Source organism: Erythrobacter oryzae, assembly GCF_030271515.1.
Taxonomy (GTDB): domain Bacteria; phylum Pseudomonadota; class Alphaproteobacteria; order Sphingomonadales; family Sphingomonadaceae; genus Erythrobacter; species Erythrobacter oryzae.
Genome location: NZ_JASCXI010000003.1, coordinates 260,179 through 279,255 on the forward strand (window position 1 = coordinate 260,179; position 19,077 = coordinate 279,255).

Sequence of the window (19,077 nt, forward strand, 5' to 3'; positions counted from 1 at the left end):
GCGCGCGTCTTCCACGATTCTTGCCCTTTGCCGCCGCGCGCCTTACGCAAGCCTGACCAGCTCACGAAGCCCCGCGAAAGGCCCCCATGTCCCTCATCCAGATAAGCCGCGAAGGCCCCGTTACAATCCTGACGCTCGACCGCGCCGAAAGCATGAACCCGCTCGGCGCGCCGGGCGACGGGGACGCGTTCGTCAGTGTCGCCAATGCGATAAACCGCGACATGGAGTGCCGGGTGGTGATCCTCACCGGCGCCGGACGCGCCTTCAGCGCGGGCGGCGACGTCAAGGCGATGCGCGACAAGACCGGCACCTTCGGTGGCACCACCCCGGCGATCTCGGACGGCTACCGCGACAATATCCACCTGATGCTGCGCGCGCTCTACGGCCTGCGCGTGCCGCTGATCGCGGCGGTCAACGGCCCGGCGATCGGCCTCGGGTGCGATGTCGCCTGCCTCGCCGACATCCGCATCGCTTCCGAGACCGCCAAGTTCGGGGTGACCTTCCTCAAGCTCGGCATCATCCCGGGCGATGGCGGCACGTGGATTCTCCCGCGCGTGATCGGCATGAGCCGCGCGGCCGAGCTGTTCTACACCGGCGACGTGATCGACGCCGCGACCGCGAAGGACTGGGGCCTCGTCAGCCGCGTGGTTCCGGCAGACTCGCTGATGGACGAGGCGCGCGCGCTCGCCGCGAAGATCGCGCTCCTCCCCCCGCACGCCCTGCGCCACACCAAGAACCTGCTGCGGCAGGGCCAGCAGACCAGCTACGACACCGCGCTGGAGCTTGCCGCCAACACCCAGGCGATGATGCACACCACCGCCGACCATGCCGAGGGCGTCGCGGCGCTGATCGAGAAGCGCGGGGCGGTGTTTACGGGGGACTGATCGGGCCATAGCCTGTCTGTGCCGGAAGGATTCGCCCCGAATCCGACCGGGCCTTGCGGAGAGAAGCCTGTGACCGTGGAACTGTGGATCGCCCTCGGCGCCAATCTCACCAGCCTGCTGGTTGCCGCCGGCGGATGGCTGTTTGCGTGGCGGCTCCAGAAGGAAAAGAAGAAGCAGGACCGGCGGGACAAGCTGATCGAGCGCACCTTGCGCGAAGTGATGGCGCGGATCGTGCTGGAGGAGAAGTCGATCGACCACTTGCTCGACGAACAGCCCCTCGGGCGGCAGGCGCTCAAGGTGACGCTGCGCGATCTGGTGGAGGCCGAACTCGGCTATCGTCCCGCGATGTCGCGCAGCGATGTGAAGCGGCTGATGGAGACCTACCCCGGCTAGGGCCGTTCGCGCCGGATCAGCCCACCCAGCGCCACACGCCCGCCGGGATCCCCGCGTGCCACAGGTGGAACCAGCTTCCCGCGAGCCACAGCGCCGTCCCCGCCAGCAGCGGCACCGCGCCGACGCTGAACAGCTGCCCGAGGCGCGGCCAGTAGGAGGTTTTCGCCGACCACTCGCCCCATGCCGCGCCCATCAGCTTGGCCTTCTTGCCGTCCTGCAAGCGCGACCCCACCAGCGCCAGCACGCCCATTGCAAAGGCGGTGATCATCGTGCGGGTGCTCCAGAACAGCACCATGTGCGAGAGCGCCCACAGGCCGATCCCCCACATCATCGGGTGGCGGGTGACTCGGAACACGCCCTTGGGCTCGGCCCTCGCCTGCGCTTCGGCTTGCGGGGTGGGCAGCGCGGGGTTGCCGATCAGCGAGCCCGCCAGCAGCACCATCGCCAGCCATGTCAGCACGCTCGCGGCGATCCAGCCCGCCTCGCCCGTGCCCGGCAAATCCGCGCCCGGCGCGACGCCGAAGGCATGGGCGACCCAGCCCAGCGTCGCGAAGCTCACCGCCGTATAGGCGAGGGTGAAGCCCCCCGCCCCCAGGGCCTTGACCATCGGCGCCCGCAGCGGGTGCGACATGGCGAAGTGCGAGCCGACGAAAGCGGCATTGGCCGCGGCGAGCGTGATCAGATCCCCATCCATGCCGGGCAGGCTAACATGGGTTGGCAGGAGCGACCAGCCGCGCCTTACGCGGGTTCCACCGCCGCGCTCGGCAGGCCGGTCGGCACGATGGTGGCCTGGGCGGCGGCGACGTGGATCGGGGACTCGCCCTCGCTCTCGGCCCAGACATCGGCGCGCACCACCACCTGCCGCTTGCCCGCCTTGATGACGGTGCCTTTCGCGCGCAACCGTGCGCCCTTGGCAGGGCGCAGGAAGTCGATGGTGTAGCCCCCCGTCACCACGTCGCCCGCGACCGATGCCCCCGCCCAGGCGCAGGCATTATCCGCCATCAGCCCGACGATGGCGCCGTGCGCATAGCCGTGGTGCTGGGTCATCTCGGGGCGCAAGGTCAGGGTGAGTTCGCTCTCGCCCTGCCACACCTTGACCGGCTCGACATCGAGCCAGTTCGAAAAGCCCGACCGCGCCACCGCAACCTGCTTCATATAGGCGATCGAGGCTTCGGGGCTGTCGAAACGGGTCACGGGCATGAGGGGGCTCCTTAAGTCTGATTCGCAGACTTTATGCGTCTTGCCAGCGGCGCGCACAAGTCTGATAATCAGACGATGAAGACCTACACCCCCTCGCGCGCGCCCTGCCCCATTGCCCGCGCCGCGCGCGTGCTCGGCGACCGCTGGGTGCTGCTGATCCTGCGCGATGCCTTTCTGGGGGCCGAGCGCTTCGAGGAGTTCGTCGAGCGGCTCGGCATCAACCGCGCCGCGCTGACCTCGCGCCTCGCGATCCTGCAGGATGCCGGGCTGCTGGTGCGCGAGCCTCCGCTTGGCAAGCGCGCGCGCTATCTGCTGACCGACAAGGCGCGGGCGCTGGTGCCGGTCTTTGCCGAAATGGCCGAGTGGAGCGCAGGCCACCTCTATGCCGAGGGCGAAACCGCGCCGGTCTGGCCGCCCGCCTAGCCGCCGATCGCGAGCAGTTCGACCTTGAACACCAGCGTCGCGTTGGGCGGGATCGGCCCGCGCCCGATCGGGCCGTAGGCGAGGTCGGCGGGGATCGCGATCTCGATGATCTCGCCCACGCCCATGTTGGGGATGGCGATCTGCCAGCCCTTCACCAGCCGCCCGAGCGGGAAGGTGGCGGGCTCTCCGCGCGCGTAGGAGCTGTCGAACACCGTCCCGTCGAGCAGCTTGCCCTCGTAATGGACGGTGACCCGGTCGGCGACCGTGGGCTTCTTCCCGGAGGCGAGATACTTCACCCAGCGCCAGCGCAGCCCGCCCTCGGCGGTGTACCACCCGTCCTCGGCCTTCAGGTTGAGCAGGTAGAGCTGCTGCTGCGCGTGCCACGCGGGGTTTTGCGCGTTGCCGACAGGGGACAGGGCTTCGCCGCTCTGCGCCTGCGCGGGTTGCAAGGCGAGCAGCACGGTTGCGGCGAGGGCCGCGAGGGGGGTGACGGGCTTCAGCTTCATTACCAGTCGTAAGCCTCGGGACGGTTGCTCTCGTCAAGGTCCTTGTAGCGATCGCGCAGACGCGACTGGTGGCTGGTGAGGTCCTGCTTGATCCCGCCGATGAAGACCTGCGTGGGCACCGCGCCGGCCTCGAGCGGGTCCTCGCTCCAGATCACCACGTCGCCGAAAGCGCCGGGCTTCAGGACCCCCGCCTTGCCGCCCATGCCGCTGATCTCGGCCGGGACCGAGCTGATCGCGGCGAAGGCCTGCCCCCAGCTCATCCCCGCCGCGCCCGGCAGCTTGTTGAGCGCCACCAGATTGCCCGCCACCTGCTGCAAGCGGCGCGGGTTCTGGAGCGAATCGGCGTTGATCGCGACCTTCACCCCCGCGCGCATCATGCGCCCGGCATTGGATTGGGTCGCGCCCAGTTGCTCGAAGGTCTCGGGCAGATCGGCGAGGCCGTGGGCAATCACCGGCACCTTGGCGGCGGCGATCTCGCTGGCCACCAGCCAGCCCTCGGCGGCACCCACCAGCACCAGATCGAGCGCGGGGAACTCCTTCTTGAGCCCCAGCACGGCGCGGATGTCGGAGGCGCGTTCGGCGGCGACGTAGAGCTTCTGCTTGCCCGTCACCACCGGCACCAGCGCCTCGGCATCGAAGCGGCTGAGCAGGACCTCGTCGTCCTTGACGATCTCGGTGGTCTGCGGCGTGCCGGTCTTGCCGGCGAGCGCCTGCGCCTCGCGCAACGCCGCGCGCAGCAGGGCGTGGGCGGCGGGGCGGCTGCCGCCCGCAAGCCGCGCGCCGTTTTCGCCGAGGTCGACGAACTGGAACGCGCGCGCCTGCACCACCGGGGTCGCATCGCCATCGAGGTCGATGATCGCGCCCTGCCCGCCGAAGATCGAGCCGGTCGGCGCGGTCGCGGTCGCGGCGCGGGTGATCCCGGCGGCGCGGTGGACGAGGATGTGCTGCGAGACCGGGTTGATCGCCGCGGCCGCATCGAGCGAAGCGCTGAAGGGCGAGGCGGCGGCGCGCGAATCCTCGGTCTCGCTCACCGCCACGACGTCCGTCAGGCCCAAGGTGGTGACGGTGGCGAAGATGCCGGGGGTGACATAGGCGCCCTTGGCATCGACCGCGCTGCCGCCTGCAGGCGCACCCGCGGCGGGGCCGGCATAGACCACCTTGCCGCCCTGCACGACCACGGTGCCGCCCTCGATCGGCTCGCTGCCGTCACCGATGACGACGCGGGCGTTGGTGATGGTGACGTCCTGCGCCATCGCGGGCGCGGCAGCGGCGATGAGCGCGAGCGCGCTGACGGAGAGGAGGTTCTTCACTTCACATCTCCTTCACCGGGCTGGCCGAGCTCGAAATCGCTGACGGGCCTTGTCTTGGGATTGAGCGCGTCGAACATCAGCGCGCCGTCGATCCACACCTTCTCGGGCCGCGAATAGACGCTGAGCGGGTCGCCGTTCCACAGCACCACGTCGGCCATCTTGCCGGTTTCGAGGCTGCCGGTCATGTCGGCGATGCCCATCGCCTTGGCGGCGTTGTAGGTGATCCAGCCGATCACGGTCGCATCGGGAATGTCGATCCCCGCCCGCTGCCCGGCGGCCTGCGCCTTGGCGGCTTCCTGGTTGAGGCGCTGGATATCGTTCTGGTCGTCCGAGTGGATCACCACGCAGGCGCCCTCGCGCTGGAGGAAGGCGGCGTTCTCGAGGATGCCGTCATAGCTTTCCATCTTGAAGCCGTACCAATCGGCCCACACGGCGCTGCACACGCCGTTCTCGCGCAGCAGATCGGCGATCTTGTAGCTTTCGACCGCGTGGTGGAAGGTGGTGACCTTGTAGCCCATCTCCTTGGCCATATCCATGACCAGCGCCATCTCGTCGGCGCGGTAGCAGTGGTTCTGAATCAGGATCTCGCCCTTCAGAACGCCCACAAGCGTCTCCTTGGCAAGGTCGCGCTTGGCCTTGGGGTCGTTGGCGTAGTCGATCGCGGCGAGCCACGTCTCGCGGTTCACCGCAAGGTTGCCCATGCGGGTCGAGGGCATCCGTCCGCGCTCGCCATAGACGCGCTTGGGGTTCTCCCCGCAGGCCATCTTCATCGAATAGGGTGCGCCGGGGAACTTCATCCCCTGCATGGTGCGCGCGGGCACGTTCTTGAGCGTCACCGAGCGCCCGCCCATCAGGTTGGCCGAGCCGGGAAGGATCTGGAGGCTCGTGATCCCGCCATTCGCCAGCGCGCGGCTGAATCCGGGGTCCTGCGGCCAGACCGAGTGCTCCGCCCAGACTTCGGGCGTGGTCGGCGCGGTCGCCTCGTTGCCGTCCGAATGGGCGTCGACACCCGGCGAGGGATAGTCGCCAAGGTGCGAGTGGATGTCGATGATGCCGGGGGTGACGAACTTGCCCGTACCGTCGAACACCGCGATGTCGGCGGGGATCGGGGTGTCGGGCCCGCCGACCGCGACGATCTTGCCGCCGCTCATGAAAACCACGCCGTTCTCGATCTTCTTGCCGCGCCCATCATAGACCGTCGCGCCGCGAATCGCGGTGGCGACGCCGGGATAGGGCTTATAGGTCGAGGGGTAGACCGGATCGCCGGGTTTGATCGCGGCGAAGGCGGGGGCCGCGGCGGCCTCTTCCTCCTTGTCCTTCTTCTTGCGTTCCTTCGCGTCGGCGACAGTGGCCCCTGCGATCAGCGCCAATGCGCTCGCGAGGGTGACCAGCGCGCCTGCCCGGGCGCGCCACTTCGAGTCTCGATACATGCAAACCTCGCGTTATTCCGCTCCAAGTGCTTTGGAACGGAAAACGCGAGGTTTGTCCATCCTGTTGGACGAAATTGGTGTCCGGCGAGGGTTACTCGGCAGGCTGCGCCTTGGCGAGCGAGGGCGCTTCGGGTTCGGGCGCGTCCTTGCCGAGGGTGTCGAGGTGCATCCACTTCTTCACCACCGGGCTCACCAGCAGCACCGCCACCGCCGTGCCGATCGCGATCCAGCCGAACAGCTCGTAGATGTCGAGCAGGCCCTGCTTGGTCAGCGCGCCGTCATGCCCGCCGGTCGCCTCGCCGATTTTGCCCGCGACGAAATTGCCGACCGCGGTCATGTAGAACCACGCGCCCATGATCAGCGAGGCAAGGTGCTTGGGCGCGAGCCGGTTCATTGCCGAGAGGCCAACCGGGCTGAGGCACAGCTCGGCGGTGGTGGCGAAGAGGTAATAGGCGAAGACCAGAATGACCGGGGTCATCGCCGCCACGCCATAGGCCTCGGCCCCCCACACCAGCACGAGGTTGGCAAACCCCATCTGCGCCAGCGCCAGACCAAACTTGGCCGGGGCCGAGGGCTCCTTGCCCTTCGCGCCGAGCCACTGCCACAGGGCCGCAAACACGGGTGCCATGAGGATGATGTAGATCGGGTTGATCGACTGGAAGATGCCCGCCGGCACGCCGCTGCGGTCGACGAACTTGTCGGTGAACTGGTTCATCGAACCACCCGCCTGTTCGAACAGGCCCCAGAACAGCGGGTTCAAGCTGATCAGGAACAGGATCGCGAACATGCGCTCGCGCGGCTCCTTGTCGAGCTTGAAGCTCTCGAACAGCACATAGCCCAGCAGCCCCACGCCCGAGATGATCAGCAGCGTCTGGATCACGTCCTGATACTGCACCAGCGCCCAGATCACCGCCACAGCGGCAAGGCCGATGCCGTAGAGCCCGTATTCCTTGCCCTTGGCGAGCGGGCCCGGGGCTTCGCCCGCGCCGTTCAGCAGGCCCTTGCCGAGCACGAAGACGACGAGCCCCGCCAGCATCCCGAGGCCCGCAAGCCCGAAGCCATAGCCCCAGCCGATGGTCTGGCCGAGATATGCAACGAGGATCGTCCCGATCGCCGCGCCCACGTTGATGCCCATGTAGAAGATCGTATAGGCGCCGTCGCGGCGGGTGTCGGTGAGGCCATAGAGCTGGCCGACCATCACCGAGATGTTCGCCTTGAGGAAGCCCGAGCCGACGATGATGAAGGCCAGCGCGCCCCAGAAGACGTTGATCGTGGGATCGTCTTGCCCGCCGGTGCCTTCCACCGCCATCAGCGAATGGCCGATCGCCAGCAGCAGCCCGCCGAACAGGACCGCCTTGCGCTGCCCGAGGTAGCGATCAGCCAGCCACCCGCCGAGGACGGGGGTGATGTAGACCAGCGAGGTATAGGCGCCGTAGATCAGGTTCGACTTGGCTTCGGAATAGAGCCAGTGCTGGGCGAGGTAGAACACCAGAATGGCGCGCATGCCGTAGTAGGAGAAACGCTCCCACATCTCGGCGAAGAACAGCATGTAGAGGCCCTTGGGGTGCCCGGCGAACTCGGGCTCCTTCTGCACCGCGACCTTGCCGCCGATCGCGAGGAACACGATCAGCACGGCCACCGCGATGGCCGCAATCCAGTCGGCCTCCGCCCACAGCGAAATATCTTTCATCGGAATTCGATCCCCATCGAATGGTTGAAGGCGGGCCTCACCACACCGCCGCTATGGGAGGGCACCCTAGCGGCTTGCGCGCCCGTGTGAAGCTTTTGTTGCGTGAGGGCGTAATGGAATGCGCGCGGCAGTATCGTGGCAGCGCAATTCATCGGCCCGCCGAAGGACGGGCCGCAAGGCCGAACGGCCGCCCGCATGTGCTCGATCCCGCAGGGATCGAAACAGCACCGAGGACGGAGGCGCGGAGGCGCCCCCGCAACCAAGAACGGCCCGCCAAAGGACGGGCCGCGAGCGCACGGCGCGAGCCGCAGGTGCCCCGGACCCCGGGCTTGACCCGGGGGGAGGGAACAGCACCGAGGACGGGGGCGCGGAGGCGCCCCCGCAACCAAACGGCCCGCCAACGGACGGGCCGCGAGCGCAAGGCGCGAGCCGCAGGTGCCCGGAACGGAGCGTAGCGAAGTGGAGGAACAGCACCGAGGACGGGCCCGCGGAGGCGGGCCCGCAAACCAGAGCACTCCTTGACCGCATGGCTGTATTATGGCACTGATGCACCCCATGAGCGCGCACCCCAACCGCCCCGTCTATTTGAAGCTGCGCGACCAGATTGCCGCGGCGATCATCGACGGGGTCTATCCGGAGGGCGCGATGCTGCCCTCGGTGCGCGCGCTCGCGGCCGAGCAGGGGGCTAACCCGCTGACGGTCGCCAAGGCCTACCAGCAGTTCCAGAACGACGGGCTGGTCGAGGTCCAGCGCGGCGTGGGAATGTATGTCGTGCGCGGCGCGGCCGAGCGGCTGCGCGCCGCCGAGCGCGAAGTCTTTCTGCGCGAGGAATGGCCCGAGATCCGCAGCCGCATGGCGCGGCTGGGGCTCGATCCGGCCGATCTTGTCATCATCTCCTGACAAGATCCTAACTTACAGCACTGTAGGTTGCGCTTTTTCCCGCAATGTGACACTTTGTATGCAATTTCAGGCGGCGGCATTGCATAAGTCGCACGCCTGGGATTAAAGGGGCAGCCTCACGGGTCGGAGGCGAGTAATATAAACGACGGGGTAACCCGCAAAGCGGCGTCAGTGTGGTCGGGCCACGCTGGCCGCCGGGAGATCGGTATGATCAGATCCGAATTGTTGCAGGAATTGCACAAGGACAACCCAGACCTGCGCGCCGACGAGATCGAGCAGGTGGTGGACATCTTCTTCGACGAAATCGCACAGCGCCTGGCCGAGGGGGGCCGGGTGGAACTGCGCGGCTTCGGCGCCTTCTCGACCCGCGAGCGCGAGGCGAGAAGCGGCCGCAACCCGCGCACCGGCGAAACGGTGGACGTGCCCGAAAAGCGCGTGCCCTACTTCAAGGCCGGCAAGGAAATCCGCGAGAGGTTGAATAAGTAAGCAGGAGGATCGCGCGGGGGTGCGCCTCCGCGGGTTCCTGTTTTCCGCAGCGCCTCCGCGCTGCGAAATCCTCGCTCACACGCCCTTCGGGCGCGTCGCTGCGGGCGCGCGTTCGCGCTTGCGGCCCGTCCGTTGGCGGGCCGAGGCACCGCGATTCTCACGGTAAAGCTCTGATTTCGGTTGCGTAGCAACCGCGAGCGCACGGCGCGAGCCGCAGGTGCCCCGTAGCGCAGCGAAGGGAGCAGCACCGAGGACGAGGGCGCGGAGGCGCCCTCGCAAACAAGCTACGCCGCGCGGGGCATGGCCTCGTCGTCGCGGGCGAGGCCCGGGACGGGCAGCGCGCGTTCGATGTCGAGTGCGGTGAACACCAGTTCGGTGAGGCGCTCGCCCCCGCCGCTCGTGCTCATGTCGACCGGCAGCAGGCCGAGCGCGGCCATGTCGTCGATCTCTTCCGGCCCGGGCACCGCGATAATCCGCGTCATCGTCGGCGCGCGGGTCTCGACCAGCGGGGTGAGCTCGCGCGAGACGTCGGTCGCGCCGGTCGCGATCACCAGCACCTGGCGGCGGTCCATCCCGATCGCGTCCCAGCTCCTCGGGTCGGCGGGGTTGGCGCGGTGGACGTGGTAGCCGTCGGCGAGCGCCATCTGGAATCGGTCGTGATCGGGCTCGAGGGCAAGGTATTCGACCTCGTTGAAGGCGAGCGCATCGGCGACCGCGCGGCCCGCGGGGGTCATGCCGATGATGAGGACCGGCGCGTCGTCCCCCGCCATCTTGGCGTCGGGCGGGCCCTGCCGCAGACGGCCTGCGAGCTTGCGGCCGAGATTGGATACAAACGGCGTCGCGGCAAGGCTGATCGCGATCGCGGTGACCATCGCCGAGACGAGGCGCGGTTCGGCCAGCCCGGCAACGGCAGGCAAGGCCAGCAGGACCAGCGTGAACTCGCTCCCCTGCCCGAGCAGGAACCCGAGCTGGATCGAGCCCGGCACCGACCAGCGGTTGAGCATCCCCGCGACCACGTTGAAGGCGCATTTCGCCGCGACCACCCCCACTGTCATCGCCACCACCAGCTGCCAGTCGGCGACCAGCTGCGCAGGGTCGATGCTGAGACCGACCGAGATGAAGAAGAAGCTCATGAACAGCCCGCGGAAGGCGTCGATCTCGGTCTGCACGAGGATGCGGTAGCGCGAATCGGCGACCGCCATGCCGCCGAGGAAGGCGCCCAGCGTCAGCGAGAGGCCCGCCATCCCCGTCGCCCACCCGGCGGCGAGCGCGATGAAGAGCGCGGTGGCGGTGTAGACTTCCGTGGTGCCCGCGCGGGCGATGAGGCCGAACAGCGGCTCGGTCAGGAACCGGGCGAAGACCACCGCGATCCCGAAGGCGGCAAGCGCCTTGGCCCCGGCGATCCCCAGCGCAGGGGCGAGCGCACCGCCGCTCGCCAATGCGCCGGCGGTGACCAGCAGCAGGATCGCGGCGATGTCCTGGAAGATCAGGATCGATTGTGCCGCGCGGCCCACCGGGCAGTCCTCCTGCCCGCGCTCGCGGATCAGGCCGATGACGACTGCGGTGGACGAAAGCCCCATCCCGAAGCCCGCGATCACCGCGAAGCCGGGCGGCAGGCCCAGCGCCCAGAACAGCGCGGCAAAGCCCCCGCCCGCGACGATCATCTGCAAGCTGCCGAAGCCGAAGATGTTGCCCGCTTCTGCGCGGATCCGGCCCAGCGAGAAGTGCAGGCCGAGGTTGAACAGCAGAAACATCACCCCCGCCTCGGCCAGCGCGGCGACCACCGGCCCGCTGAAATCCTCCGCCATCCCGAGGCTCGAGAGGCCGAGACCCATCACCAGATAGCCGACGATCGGATTGAGCCGCAGCGCCCGGCTGCCGAGCGCGGCGGCGATGCCGAGGCCCAGCAGCGTGATCGCCGGCTGGATCGTTGCGACCACCGAATGCGCGTCACTCATCTCGCCCGCCATCACGCGCCTCGCCGATACAATGCCATAGGGCGCTGAAATGGAGCCTCGCGCGCGGAAGGGCAAGCTTTGGCGCGGGCTCTGGCCAATGCGCAAGGATTTGTGGCAAGGGCAAACCCATGCGGGCGTGGCGGAATGGTAGACGCCGGGGACTTAAAATCCCCTGAGCTTTGCTCGTGCGGGTTCGAGTCCCGCCGCCCGTACATCTCCCTGCCTGCGTCATTTGCCCCACGGCACCTGCGACCAGCCGAGGGGCGCCATTATCTCCCCCTTAACGCCTTCATGCGTATTCCCTCAGGAGAAGCGTGGGGTCAGACTGCCCTGCGTATGTCTCGCCAGTGCCAGGACCAGGGGCTGTCGGGTTGGGACAACAGGCATGGAACCAGCGAGCCAACACGCACGCCTCGAACCGACGCCGGAGCAGCCGGGAGCCGAGCAGCGCACCGCGCCGCGCTTCACGTTGCTGATCCGCGCGGCCAAGCTGGTGTCGGCCCAGGGCGAGTTCGTCTGCGTCATCCGCGACGTCTCGGAGACCGGGGTGAGCGTGCGCCTGTTCCACGGCCTGCCCTCGTGCAAGGACTTCGCGCTGCACATGCCGGCGGGCGCGGTCTATGAAGTCTCGCGGGTCTGGCACAAGGGCAACGAGGCGGGCTTCACCTTTGCAGGCTCCGTCGAGGTCGAGCAGCTCGTCAACGAGGCGAGCGATTACCCCAAGCGCGGCCTGAGGCTGGCGCTGTGCTTCCCGGTGACGGTGAACATGCTTGCGGGGCAATTCGAGGCGCTGGTCGAGAACTTCTCGCAGCAGGGCGCGCGGCTGACCTGCGACAAGCTGCTGGCGATCGACCAGACCCTGCGCCTTGCCATGCCCGCAGTGGGCGGCGGCAAGCCGCGCGAGGTGCGCGCGAAAGTGCGCTGGCGGCGCGACCAGCAATATGGCGTGGTGTTCGACGACACCTTCACGCTAGGCGATTTCGCGCGGCTGGCGGCGCTGCTTCAGGCCCCGGCGCTGCTCGAAGAAAGCGCCGAGACCGCGCCTGCGGCCTAGGCAGGCACGAACTTCAGCGCCACGCCGTTGATGCAGTGGCGCTTGCCGGTGGGCTTGGGCCCGTCCCCGAAGATATGCCCCAGATGCCCGCCGCAATCGGCGCAGTGCACCTCGGTGCGCGGGTAGCCGATCAGGTAGTCGGTGCTGGTGCCGACCGCGCCCTTGTCGATCGCCTGCCAGAAGCTCGGCCAGCCGGTGCCGCTGTCGTATTTGGTCGCCGAGGCGTAGAGGTGGTTATTGCACGCGGCGCACACGAAGGTGCCCTTGCGCTTTTCCTTGTTGAGCGGCGAGGTGAAGGGACGCTCGGTTCCGGCCTCGCGCAGCACGTAATACTGGTCGCGGGTGAGCAGCTTCTTCCACTCGGCGTCCGGGCGGCCCTTGGGGTAGCTCTTGGCCTCGGCGGGCGAGGCGCCGCAGGCGCTGACGAAGGGCAGCATTCCGCCGATCGCGGCACTCGCGGCGAGCAGGCGGCGGCGGTTGAGGAAGGGCAGGCGCATCGCAATCTCCGTGAGGACGGGCACGCTGCCCGCCCCTCTTTTACGTCGAAAACGCCCGCGAGGTTTCACCCCTTTCAGAAAGTGGTGATCTCGACCTCGAGCTTGCGGAAGCCGTGGACGAAATTCGCGCGCACCCGCTCGACATCGCCCGCGACATGCACGCGCATCCGGCGCTTGTGCATTTCCTCGAGCAGTACGCGCAGCTGCAATTCCGCCAGCCGCGCGCCGACGCAGCGGTGGATGCCGTAGCCGAAGGAGAGGTGGCGGCGGGCGTTCTCGCGGGTGATGTCGAGCTTGTCGGGGTTCTCGAACACCTCGTCGTCGCGGTTGGCGCTGATGTACCACAGCACCACCTTGTCGCCCGCCTTGATGGTCTGGCCGAAGACTTCGGTATCCTCGGTGCAGGTGCGGCGCATGTGGGCGAGCGGCACCTGCATGCGCAGGATTTCCTGCACCGCATTGGGGATGAGGTCCGGGTTCTCCTCGTAGAGCTTCCTCTGGTCGGGGAACTTGTCGAGCGCGTGGATGATCCCGCTCATGGTGTTGCGGGTGGTGTCGTTGCCGCCGACGATCAGCAGCACCAGATTGCCCATGAATTCCTCGGGCCGCATCTGGTTCATCGCGGGCGAGTGGATCATCATCGAGATGAGATCATTGCCCGGCTCCTTGTCCATCGTCCGCTCGATCCAGAGCGTCTGGAAATAGGCCGCCATTTCCTGAAGGATGCCCCAGCGCAGCTCGTCGAGCTCGCGCACTGCGCCCAGTTCGGTATCGCCCGACCAGTCCGACCAGAAGGTGAGCAGGCGGCGGTCTTCCCAGGGGAAGCCGAAAAGGATCGCGAGCATGCCGGTGGTGAGTTCGATCGACACGGTATCGACCCAGTCGAACACTTCGCCCCGCGGCAGGCGGTCGAGCAGCTCGCCGGTTCGTGCACGGATCTCCGCTTCCATATCGGTGACGGCAGACGGCGTGAACTTGGGCGCGACGGTGCGGCGCTGGCCGGTGTGCTGCGGGCGGTCCATCGCGATGAACATCGGCAGCTCGCGGCGTTCGATATTGCTGTTCGCCAGCTCCTCTTCCGACAGGCGGTTCAAGATGGTGATGCCGCCATGCTCCCAGCTCGAGGAGAAGGTTTCGGGCAGGGCCTCGATATGCTGGATCGCCTTGTGGCCGACCACCGCCCAATAGGGGCCGAAGGGGCTGTCGGGGATCCAGTGGAGCTGCCCGGCCTTGCGCATCTCGGCGAAGATCGGCTGCCACTTGTCCTCGTAATAGATGTCCGAGCGGCTGACGTCCCACGGGTGGGTGTGCTGGAGGCGTGCCTCGGGGTGCTGGGCGAAGTGGGCCTGAAGCGCCTCGTAGGAGGAAGGCTCGCGCCGTACCTGCGGGCGCTGGATTCCGGGCGTGGCGGGGGCGATGGTGGCCATGTCTGTCTCCCGTCGGGCGGCGCTTATGGGGTGGGCCGCTCCTTAACGAGTCGCAGTCTGACGCAACTGACAGCAATGTCAATATGAGTTGCGAATCGGGACGGATTGGACGCTTTCCTACAAGCCTTGCGCCTGACATGATCGCGGGAATGCGCCGCTTTGCCCCCTCGCCTGCCCTTTGCGCCAAGTGTCGCAGGGCGCCGTGCGCGGGGGGAGGAAATCCGGTTCTGGACAGTGTCGCTCGTGTCTCATGGTTCAGCCTTGCGCGGGGCAGGCTGAACGGCGGGACGGCGACTCGGACGCCGACTCAGGCGGGAAGCCGCACGCCCTTCTTGCGCTTGTCGCGCCCCGCTCCGCCCGACTTCATCACCCGCTTGCGGAACAGCAGCGATCCGGCCTTGACGATCAGCACCACGGCGACCGCCTGCCAGGCCAGCGCCAGAACGTGGGGCCACACCGCGCCCTCCATCGCCGCGCGCGCCAGCATCGCGAAGGGCGATGAGAGCGGGAAGGCGATCGCGGCCATCTCCATGCCGGAGCCCGGCTGGTTGATGGTGTATGCGGCAAGGAAGAACACCATCAGCTGGAGCATGGTGACCGGCATCGAGAGCGTCTGCACCTCGCGCACCGAGGTCGCCATCGAACCGATCGTCAGGAACAGCGCGCCGAGCAGGAGGTAGGCCATCGCGAAGTAGAGGACGCCGAGCAGCACGAACAGCGGCCAGCCGACCGCCGGGGCGGGCAGGCCGGTGATGTCGAAGCCGGTGACGCGGCTGACCACGTCGCCCGCTCCGCCGAACAGGACGAAGCCCGCGGTGCCCCACACCGCAATGCCGACGAAGGAGACCGCGAGCATGGCGAAGAGTTTGCCCATAAACACGGCGTCCATCGGGATCGCGGCGGCGAGGATCTCGATGATCTTGTTGGCCTTCTCCTCGACGAGGTTGGAGAGCACCATGCCGGCGAGCAGCATCGTCAGCAGGAACAGCAGCATCTGCGCGATCTGGGCGGTCTGGATGCGGGTGGTGCGCTCGTCGGCGGCGCTGGTCGCGACCGGATTGGCGCGGACCTCGGGGAAGGCGGCGGGCTCGGCGGCGAGCGCGTGTCCGGCGATCAGGCTGACGGGGCCCTGCCAGCGCGCGATCTGGCCCTCGGTGCCGACGATGACCGGGCGCTGCGGGGAGCCGGAGACGATGGCGGCGTAGTTGCCCTGGCGTGCCTCCATGAAGGCGCGCGCGTCGAAAGCGGGATCCTTGGCGGCCTCGGGGACGGGGCGCAGCACGGGCAGCGCGAAGGGCAGCTGCGGGGCGAGCTGCTCGCCAGCGGCGACCATCCTGGCGGTGTCCTCGGGGCTCATGGCAACGCCGACCTCGTAGGAGACCGCGTCGCGCTGGACCTCGCCGCCGATCGAGCCGGCGAGGCCGCCGACGATGACGGGGAAGAGCGGGCCGAGGAGGAAGAACAGGAAGGCGCGGGAGAACAGCACCGCGACGAAGTCCCGCCGGGCGATGACCCAGGCAGCCTCGAGCGCGGAGAGGCGGGGGCGGAGCGGCAGGTCGGTCATGCTTCGGCTCCCTCGCTGTCAGCGGCAAGCTGGCGCGCGGCGGCCTCGCCCGCGATGGCGACGAAGGCGTCGTGGAGGCCCGCGCGCTCGATCGAGAGCGAGAGGATGCCCGCCTCGCCTTCGATCAGCCCCTTCAGGAGCGGTTCGATGCCGCTCTCGGGGAGCGGGAAGTGGAAGAAGTCGCCGTTGCGGCGGGTCTCGGGCGGCAGGGCAGAGAGCCACGCGCCTTCGCGCGCCCGGGTCTCGAGCCGGACCTGCGCCGGGATGCGGTCACGCGCGGCTTCGACCGAGCCGGCATAGGGCACCTTGCCCCCGGCAATGATCGCCACGCCCTCGCACAGGCGCTCGGCGTGGTGGATGACGTGGGTGGAGAAAATGACCGTGACGCCGTCGTCGGCGAGCGCGCGGATCATCATCTCGAGCTTGCCCTGGTTGATTGCGTCGAGCCCCGAGAAGGGCTCGTCGAGCACCACCAGCCGCGGCTCGTGGACCAGCGTGCCGAGCAGCTGGACGGTCTGCGCCATGCCCTTGGAGAGCTGGCGGATCTGGCGGTCGGCGGCGTGGCCGAGGCCGTGCCGCTCGAGCAGCTCCACCGCGCGCTTGCGGCCCTCCTTCAGGGGCAGGCCTCTGAGGGCGCCCATGAAGGCAATCGCCTCGATGCACTTCATCGCGGGGTAGAGCCCGCGCTCTTCGGGGAGGTAGCCGATCAGGCGGCCGATGTCGTGCGGCCGGTCATGCCCGAACACGCGGCGCACGCCCTCGTCCGGGTCGATGATGCCGAGCAGCATCCGCAGCGTCGTGGTTTTCCCTGCGCCGTTGGGGCCGAGAATGCCGTAGATCGCGCCCTCGGGCACCGAGATGTCCACCCCGTCGACCGCGCGCGTGCCGTCGAAGCTCTTGACCAGCCCGCGCGCTTCGATCGCGAGCGGACGTCCGTCAGCCGGAACGGCGCTGAAGCCCTCCGCTCGATTGCCCGAAAGGCTCTGATCGCTTACCGCCATGTCCATGGCATACGCGGTTAGCGGACAGGATTAAACGGAGCCCTTGCCGAATATGGTTAACAGCGCCGCAACCCTGTCGGAGGAGATCGCCGAGCGGGCGCTCGCCTTCGGCTTCGCGGTGTGCGGGTTCGCGAGCGCCGGTGAGGACCCGCTGCGCTCCGAACGGCTCGAGGAGTGGCTCGGCGAAGGGCACCATGGCTCGATGGAATGGATGGCCACGCGCCTCGAGCACCGCCGCTCGCCGCAGGGGCTGTGGCCCGAGGCCCGGAGCGTGATCGCGCTCGGCATGAGCTACGCCCCGGGGCACGATCCGCTGGCGCTGGAGGGCTCGGATACCCACGCCCGCATCTCGGTCTATGCCCAAGGCAAGGACTATCACGATGTGGTGAAGAAGCGCCTCAAGGCGCTCGCCCGCTGGCTGGTGGAGACGGTGCCAGGGGCGCAAGTGAAGGTCTTCGTCGACACCGCGCCGGTGATGGAAAAGCCTTTGGGCGAGGCGGCGGGGATCGGGTGGCAGGGCAAGCACACCAACCTCGTCAGCCCCACCCACGGCAGCTGGCTGTTCCTCGGCGCGATCTACACGACCTTGGACCTCACCCCCGCGCAAGGCCACCGCGACCAGTGCGGCAGCTGCCGCGCCTGCCTCGACGCCTGCCCCACGGACGCCTTCCCTGCGCCCTACAAGCTCGATGCGCGCCGCTGCATTTCCTACCTCACCATAGAGCACAAGGGCGCCGTGGACGAAGCGCTGCGCCCCGCCCTCGGCAACCGCATCTACGGCTGCGACGATTGCCTTGCGGTGTGCCCGTGGAACAAATTCGCCGCGCAAGCGCAGGCGATCCGCGAATTTCTCCCCCGCGCCGAACTGGTCGCCCCGCGCCTCGACGAATTGCTGGCGCTGGACGATGCGGGCTTCCGCGCGGTGTTCTCGGGATCGCCGATCAAGCGCGTCGGGCGCAACCGCTTCGTGAGAAATTGCCTCTATGCGGCGGGCAACAGCGGCAACGCCGCGCTGGCGGGACAGGTTGAGACGCTCACCCGCGACCCCGATCCGGTGGTGGCGGAGGCGGCGGAATGGGCGTTCGCCCGCCTCAGATCAGATCCTTGAGCGCCACCTCGGGGTCGGCCAGCAGCGCCGGGTCGATCCGGCCGCAGCCGCTCTCGAGCAGCTTCCTCGCCTGCACGTAGTCCTTCATCGTGCTCACGCAGTCGAAGGCAATCGGCACTCCGGCTTTGAGGTAGACCACGGTGAACTTGCGGCTTTCCGGATCGCCGCGCAGGATCGTCTGGTCGTAGCCCAGATTGAGCCCCGCGGTCTGGAGCTTGAGGTCATACTGGTTCGACCAGAACCACGGCAGCGCGTGATATGGCTCCTTCTCGCCCATGATCGCCTTCGCCACGGTGTTCGCCATGTCATGCGCGTTCTGCACCGATTCCAGCCGGATCACCGCACCATCGGCAAAGTCGTTGGCGTGGGCGGCGCAGTCGCCGATGGCATAGATGTCGTCGAGCGTGGTGCGGCAGCAGAAATCGACATCGACGCCGTTGCTGCCCGCCGCCCCTGCCGCGATCAGCGGCGCGACCGCGGGCACGATCCCGATCCCCGCGATCACCATGTCGCAGGGCACTTCCTCGCCATTATCGAGCCTGACGCCGGTGACCCTGTCCTCGCCCAGCACCGAGTGGACGCCGACCCCGAGGCGAATATCGACGCCCTGACGGCGGTGTTCCTCGGCGTAGAAGGTCGAAAGCTCCTCGCCCGCCACCCGCGCGAGCAGGCGGTCGAGCATCTCGACCAGCACCACCCCGCAGCCCAGCTTGCGCAAGACCGCCGCCGCCTCGAGCCCGATATAGCCCCCGCCGATCACCACGGCCCGCCGCGCGCCGTCGGCGAGCGCCTGCATCATCGCGTCGGCATCGCGCTTGTCGCGGACGTAGAACACGCCCGGCAGCACCGCGCCCGGCACCGGCAGCCTCCGGGGATCGCCGCCACCCGACCAGATCAGCTTGCGATAGGTCACCTGCCCGCCGTCCGAGAGCGTCAGCGTGTGCCGCGCGGGATCGATGGCCGTCACCGCCGCGCCCAGACGCAGGTCGATCTGCTTGTCCGACCAGAACTTCTCGGGCCGGATCATGATCCGCTCGAAGCCCTTGTCGCCCGCGAGATATTCCTTCGACAGCGGCGGGCGCTCGTAGGGCGGGGCGTCGTCGCGGCCGATCATCAGGATCGAGCCCTCGTGCCCGTGCTGGCGCAGCGCAATCGCCGCCTGCGCGCCGCCGTGGCCGGTGCCGACGATAACGACGTCGGCGTGCTGGGTTGTGGATGCCATGACCTGCCTTATGCCCCTCCGGCT

19 protein-coding genes and 1 tRNA gene are annotated in these 19,077 nt (G+C 68.2%); 8 read left to right on the plus strand and 12 right to left on the minus strand.

Translation table 11 applies throughout. The features are described from left to right. Window positions 1-86 precede the first annotated feature (86 nt). Complete coding sequence (locus PFX90_RS10100) at window positions 87-884, plus strand: crotonase/enoyl-CoA hydratase family protein (RefSeq protein WP_285712309.1); 798 nt, start codon at window positions 87-89, stop codon at window positions 882-884. 69 nt (window positions 885-953) lie between these two features. Then, window positions 954-1,277 carry a hypothetical protein gene (locus PFX90_RS10105; RefSeq protein ID WP_285712310.1) on the plus strand — a complete coding sequence of 108 codons (324 nt, stop codon included), beginning with the start codon at window positions 954-956 and terminating at the stop codon, window positions 1,275-1,277. A gap of 16 nt (window positions 1,278-1,293) precedes the next feature. Here PFX90_RS10105 and PFX90_RS10110 read toward each other — a convergent pair whose 3' ends face one another. Then, a complete protein-coding gene (locus tag PFX90_RS10110; RefSeq protein WP_285712311.1) occupies window positions 1,294-1,971 on the minus strand; it encodes an NnrU family protein in 678 nt (225 codons plus the stop codon). A 44-nt stretch (window positions 1,972-2,015) separates the two neighbouring features. Then, window positions 2,016-2,477, minus strand: a complete 462-nt coding sequence (locus tag PFX90_RS10115) for a PaaI family thioesterase (RefSeq protein WP_285712312.1) — start codon at window positions 2,475-2,477, stop codon at window positions 2,016-2,018. A gap of 75 nt (window positions 2,478-2,552) precedes the next feature. On the opposite strand from PFX90_RS10115, the gene PFX90_RS10120 reads away from it, so the two are divergent. After that, window positions 2,553-2,900, plus strand: a complete 348-nt coding sequence (locus PFX90_RS10120; RefSeq protein ID WP_285712313.1) for a winged helix-turn-helix transcriptional regulator — start codon at window positions 2,553-2,555, stop codon at window positions 2,898-2,900. Here PFX90_RS10120 and PFX90_RS10125 read toward each other — a convergent pair. The 4 genes from PFX90_RS10125 to PFX90_RS10140 all read right to left on the minus strand — a co-directional run bounded on the left by PFX90_RS10125 (window position 2,897) and on the right by PFX90_RS10140 (window position 7,836). Beyond that, entirely contained in the window at window positions 2,897-3,406 is a 510-nt protein-coding gene (locus PFX90_RS10125) for an FKBP-type peptidyl-prolyl cis-trans isomerase (RefSeq protein ID WP_285712314.1), read from the minus strand. The two genes, PFX90_RS10120 and PFX90_RS10125, sit on opposite strands and share 4 nt — an antisense overlap. After that, window positions 3,406-4,716 (minus strand): amidohydrolase family protein, encoded by a 1,311-nt coding sequence (locus PFX90_RS10130; RefSeq protein ID WP_285712315.1) that lies wholly within the window; start codon window positions 4,714-4,716, stop codon window positions 3,406-3,408. The genes PFX90_RS10125 and PFX90_RS10130 overlap by 1 nt, the downstream gene beginning before the upstream one ends. After that, entirely contained in the window at window positions 4,713-6,146 is a 1,434-nt protein-coding gene (locus PFX90_RS10135; protein ID WP_285712316.1) for an amidohydrolase, read from the minus strand. The genes PFX90_RS10130 and PFX90_RS10135 overlap by 4 nt, the downstream gene beginning before the upstream one ends. Before the next feature lie 91 nt (window positions 6,147-6,237). Then, on the minus strand, window positions 6,238-7,836 hold the full coding sequence (locus PFX90_RS10140) for a peptide MFS transporter (RefSeq protein WP_285712317.1): 1,599 nt from the start codon (window positions 7,834-7,836) through the stop codon (window positions 6,238-6,240). 555 nt (window positions 7,837-8,391) lie between these two features. Here PFX90_RS10140 and PFX90_RS10145 point away from each other — a divergent pair. Next, window positions 8,392-8,736, plus strand: a complete 345-nt coding sequence (locus PFX90_RS10145; protein ID WP_419180096.1) for a GntR family transcriptional regulator — start codon at window positions 8,392-8,394, stop codon at window positions 8,734-8,736. A gap of 207 nt (window positions 8,737-8,943) precedes the next feature. After that, window positions 8,944-9,222, plus strand: coding sequence for an integration host factor subunit beta (locus tag PFX90_RS10150; RefSeq protein ID WP_017664490.1), 279 nt, complete (start codon window positions 8,944-8,946; stop codon window positions 9,220-9,222). Between the two features lie 284 nt (window positions 9,223-9,506). Here PFX90_RS10150 and PFX90_RS10155 read toward each other — a convergent pair whose 3' ends face one another. Beyond that, window positions 9,507-11,180: a cation:proton antiporter domain-containing protein gene (locus PFX90_RS10155; protein ID WP_285712319.1), complete on the minus strand. Its 1,674-nt coding sequence runs from the start codon at window positions 11,178-11,180 to the stop codon at window positions 9,507-9,509. Window positions 11,181-11,310: 130 nt separating this feature from the next. Between PFX90_RS10155 and PFX90_RS10160 the strand changes: the two genes are divergently transcribed. Next, window positions 11,311-11,392: transfer RNA gene (locus tag PFX90_RS10160), tRNA-Leu, on the plus strand. 173 nt (window positions 11,393-11,565) lie between these two features. Beyond that, window positions 11,566-12,234: a PilZ domain-containing protein gene (locus PFX90_RS10165; protein WP_285712320.1), complete on the plus strand. Its 669-nt coding sequence runs from the start codon at window positions 11,566-11,568 to the stop codon at window positions 12,232-12,234. Here the strand turns inward: PFX90_RS10165 and msrB are convergent. The 4 genes from msrB to PFX90_RS10185 form a co-directional block, all read right to left on the minus strand. Beyond that, complete coding sequence (gene msrB / locus PFX90_RS10170) at window positions 12,231-12,731, minus strand: peptide-methionine (R)-S-oxide reductase MsrB (RefSeq protein WP_419180099.1); 501 nt, start codon at window positions 12,729-12,731, stop codon at window positions 12,231-12,233. The two genes, PFX90_RS10165 and msrB, sit on opposite strands and share 4 nt — an antisense overlap. 74 nt (window positions 12,732-12,805) lie before the next feature. Continuing rightward, window positions 12,806-14,158, minus strand: coding sequence for a cytochrome P450 (locus tag PFX90_RS10175; RefSeq protein ID WP_285712321.1), 1,353 nt, complete (start codon window positions 14,156-14,158; stop codon window positions 12,806-12,808). A 307-nt stretch (window positions 14,159-14,465) separates the two neighbouring features. Beyond that, on the minus strand, window positions 14,466-15,722 hold the full coding sequence (locus PFX90_RS10180; protein ID WP_285712322.1) for an ABC transporter permease: 1,257 nt from the start codon (window positions 15,720-15,722) through the stop codon (window positions 14,466-14,468). Further along, window positions 15,719-16,729 (minus strand): ABC transporter ATP-binding protein, encoded by a 1,011-nt coding sequence (locus PFX90_RS10185; protein ID WP_285712323.1) that lies wholly within the window; start codon window positions 16,727-16,729, stop codon window positions 15,719-15,721. Before PFX90_RS10185 ends, PFX90_RS10180 begins: the two co-directional genes overlap by 4 nt. Window positions 16,730-16,775: 46 nt before the next feature. On the opposite strand from PFX90_RS10185, the gene queG reads away from it, so the two are divergent. Then, on the plus strand, window positions 16,776-17,831 hold the full coding sequence (gene queG, locus PFX90_RS10190) for a tRNA epoxyqueuosine(34) reductase QueG (protein WP_285712324.1): 1,056 nt from the start codon (window positions 16,776-16,778) through the stop codon (window positions 17,829-17,831). Here queG and PFX90_RS10195 read toward each other — a convergent pair. Next, window positions 17,815-19,053 carry an NAD(P)/FAD-dependent oxidoreductase gene (locus PFX90_RS10195; protein ID WP_285712325.1) on the minus strand — a complete coding sequence of 413 codons (1,239 nt, stop codon included), beginning with the start codon at window positions 19,051-19,053 and terminating at the stop codon, window positions 17,815-17,817. The genes queG and PFX90_RS10195 overlap by 17 nt on opposite strands. Window positions 19,054-19,077: the final 24 nt, after the last annotated feature.

Excerpts from the sequence above, each read along its gene's own strand:
- PFX90_RS10100 (WP_285712309.1), top strand. The coding sequence starts at position 87 with ATGTCCCTCATCCAGATAAGCCGCGAAGGCCCCGTTACAATCCTGACG.
- PFX90_RS10110 (WP_285712311.1), bottom strand. The coding sequence starts at position 1,971 with ATGGATGGGGATCTGATCACGCTCGCCGCGGCCAATGCCGCTTTCGTC.
- PFX90_RS10115 (WP_285712312.1), bottom strand. The coding sequence starts at position 2,477 with ATGCCCGTGACCCGTTTCGACAGCCCCGAAGCCTCGATCGCCTATATG.
- PFX90_RS10120 (WP_285712313.1), top strand. The coding sequence starts at position 2,553 with ATGAAGACCTACACCCCCTCGCGCGCGCCCTGCCCCATTGCCCGCGCC.
- PFX90_RS10125 (WP_285712314.1), bottom strand. The coding sequence starts at position 3,406 with ATGAAGCTGAAGCCCGTCACCCCCCTCGCGGCCCTCGCCGCAACCGTG.
- PFX90_RS10135 (WP_285712316.1), bottom strand. The coding sequence starts at position 6,146 with ATGTATCGAGACTCGAAGTGGCGCGCCCGGGCAGGCGCGCTGGTCACC.
- PFX90_RS10140 (WP_285712317.1), bottom strand. The coding sequence starts at position 7,836 with ATGAAAGATATTTCGCTGTGGGCGGAGGCCGACTGGATTGCGGCCATC.
- PFX90_RS10145 (WP_419180096.1), top strand. The coding sequence starts at position 8,392 with ATGAGCGCGCACCCCAACCGCCCCGTCTATTTGAAGCTGCGCGACCAG.
- PFX90_RS10150 (WP_017664490.1), top strand. The coding sequence starts at position 8,944 with ATGATCAGATCCGAATTGTTGCAGGAATTGCACAAGGACAACCCAGAC.
- PFX90_RS10155 (WP_285712319.1), bottom strand. The coding sequence starts at position 11,180 with ATGAGTGACGCGCATTCGGTGGTCGCAACGATCCAGCCGGCGATCACG.
- PFX90_RS10165 (WP_285712320.1), top strand. The coding sequence starts at position 11,566 with ATGGAACCAGCGAGCCAACACGCACGCCTCGAACCGACGCCGGAGCAG.
- msrB (WP_419180099.1), bottom strand. The coding sequence starts at position 12,731 with ATGCGCCTGCCCTTCCTCAACCGCCGCCGCCTGCTCGCCGCGAGTGCC.
- PFX90_RS10175 (WP_285712321.1), bottom strand. The coding sequence starts at position 14,158 with ATGGCCACCATCGCCCCCGCCACGCCCGGAATCCAGCGCCCGCAGGTA.
- PFX90_RS10180 (WP_285712322.1), bottom strand. The coding sequence starts at position 15,722 with ATGACCGACCTGCCGCTCCGCCCCCGCCTCTCCGCGCTCGAGGCTGCC.
- PFX90_RS10185 (WP_285712323.1), bottom strand. The coding sequence starts at position 16,729 with ATGGACATGGCGGTAAGCGATCAGAGCCTTTCGGGCAATCGAGCGGAG.
- queG (WP_285712324.1), top strand. The coding sequence starts at position 16,776 with ATGGTTAACAGCGCCGCAACCCTGTCGGAGGAGATCGCCGAGCGGGCG.
- PFX90_RS10195 (WP_285712325.1), bottom strand. The coding sequence starts at position 19,053 with ATGGCATCCACAACCCAGCACGCCGACGTCGTTATCGTCGGCACCGGC.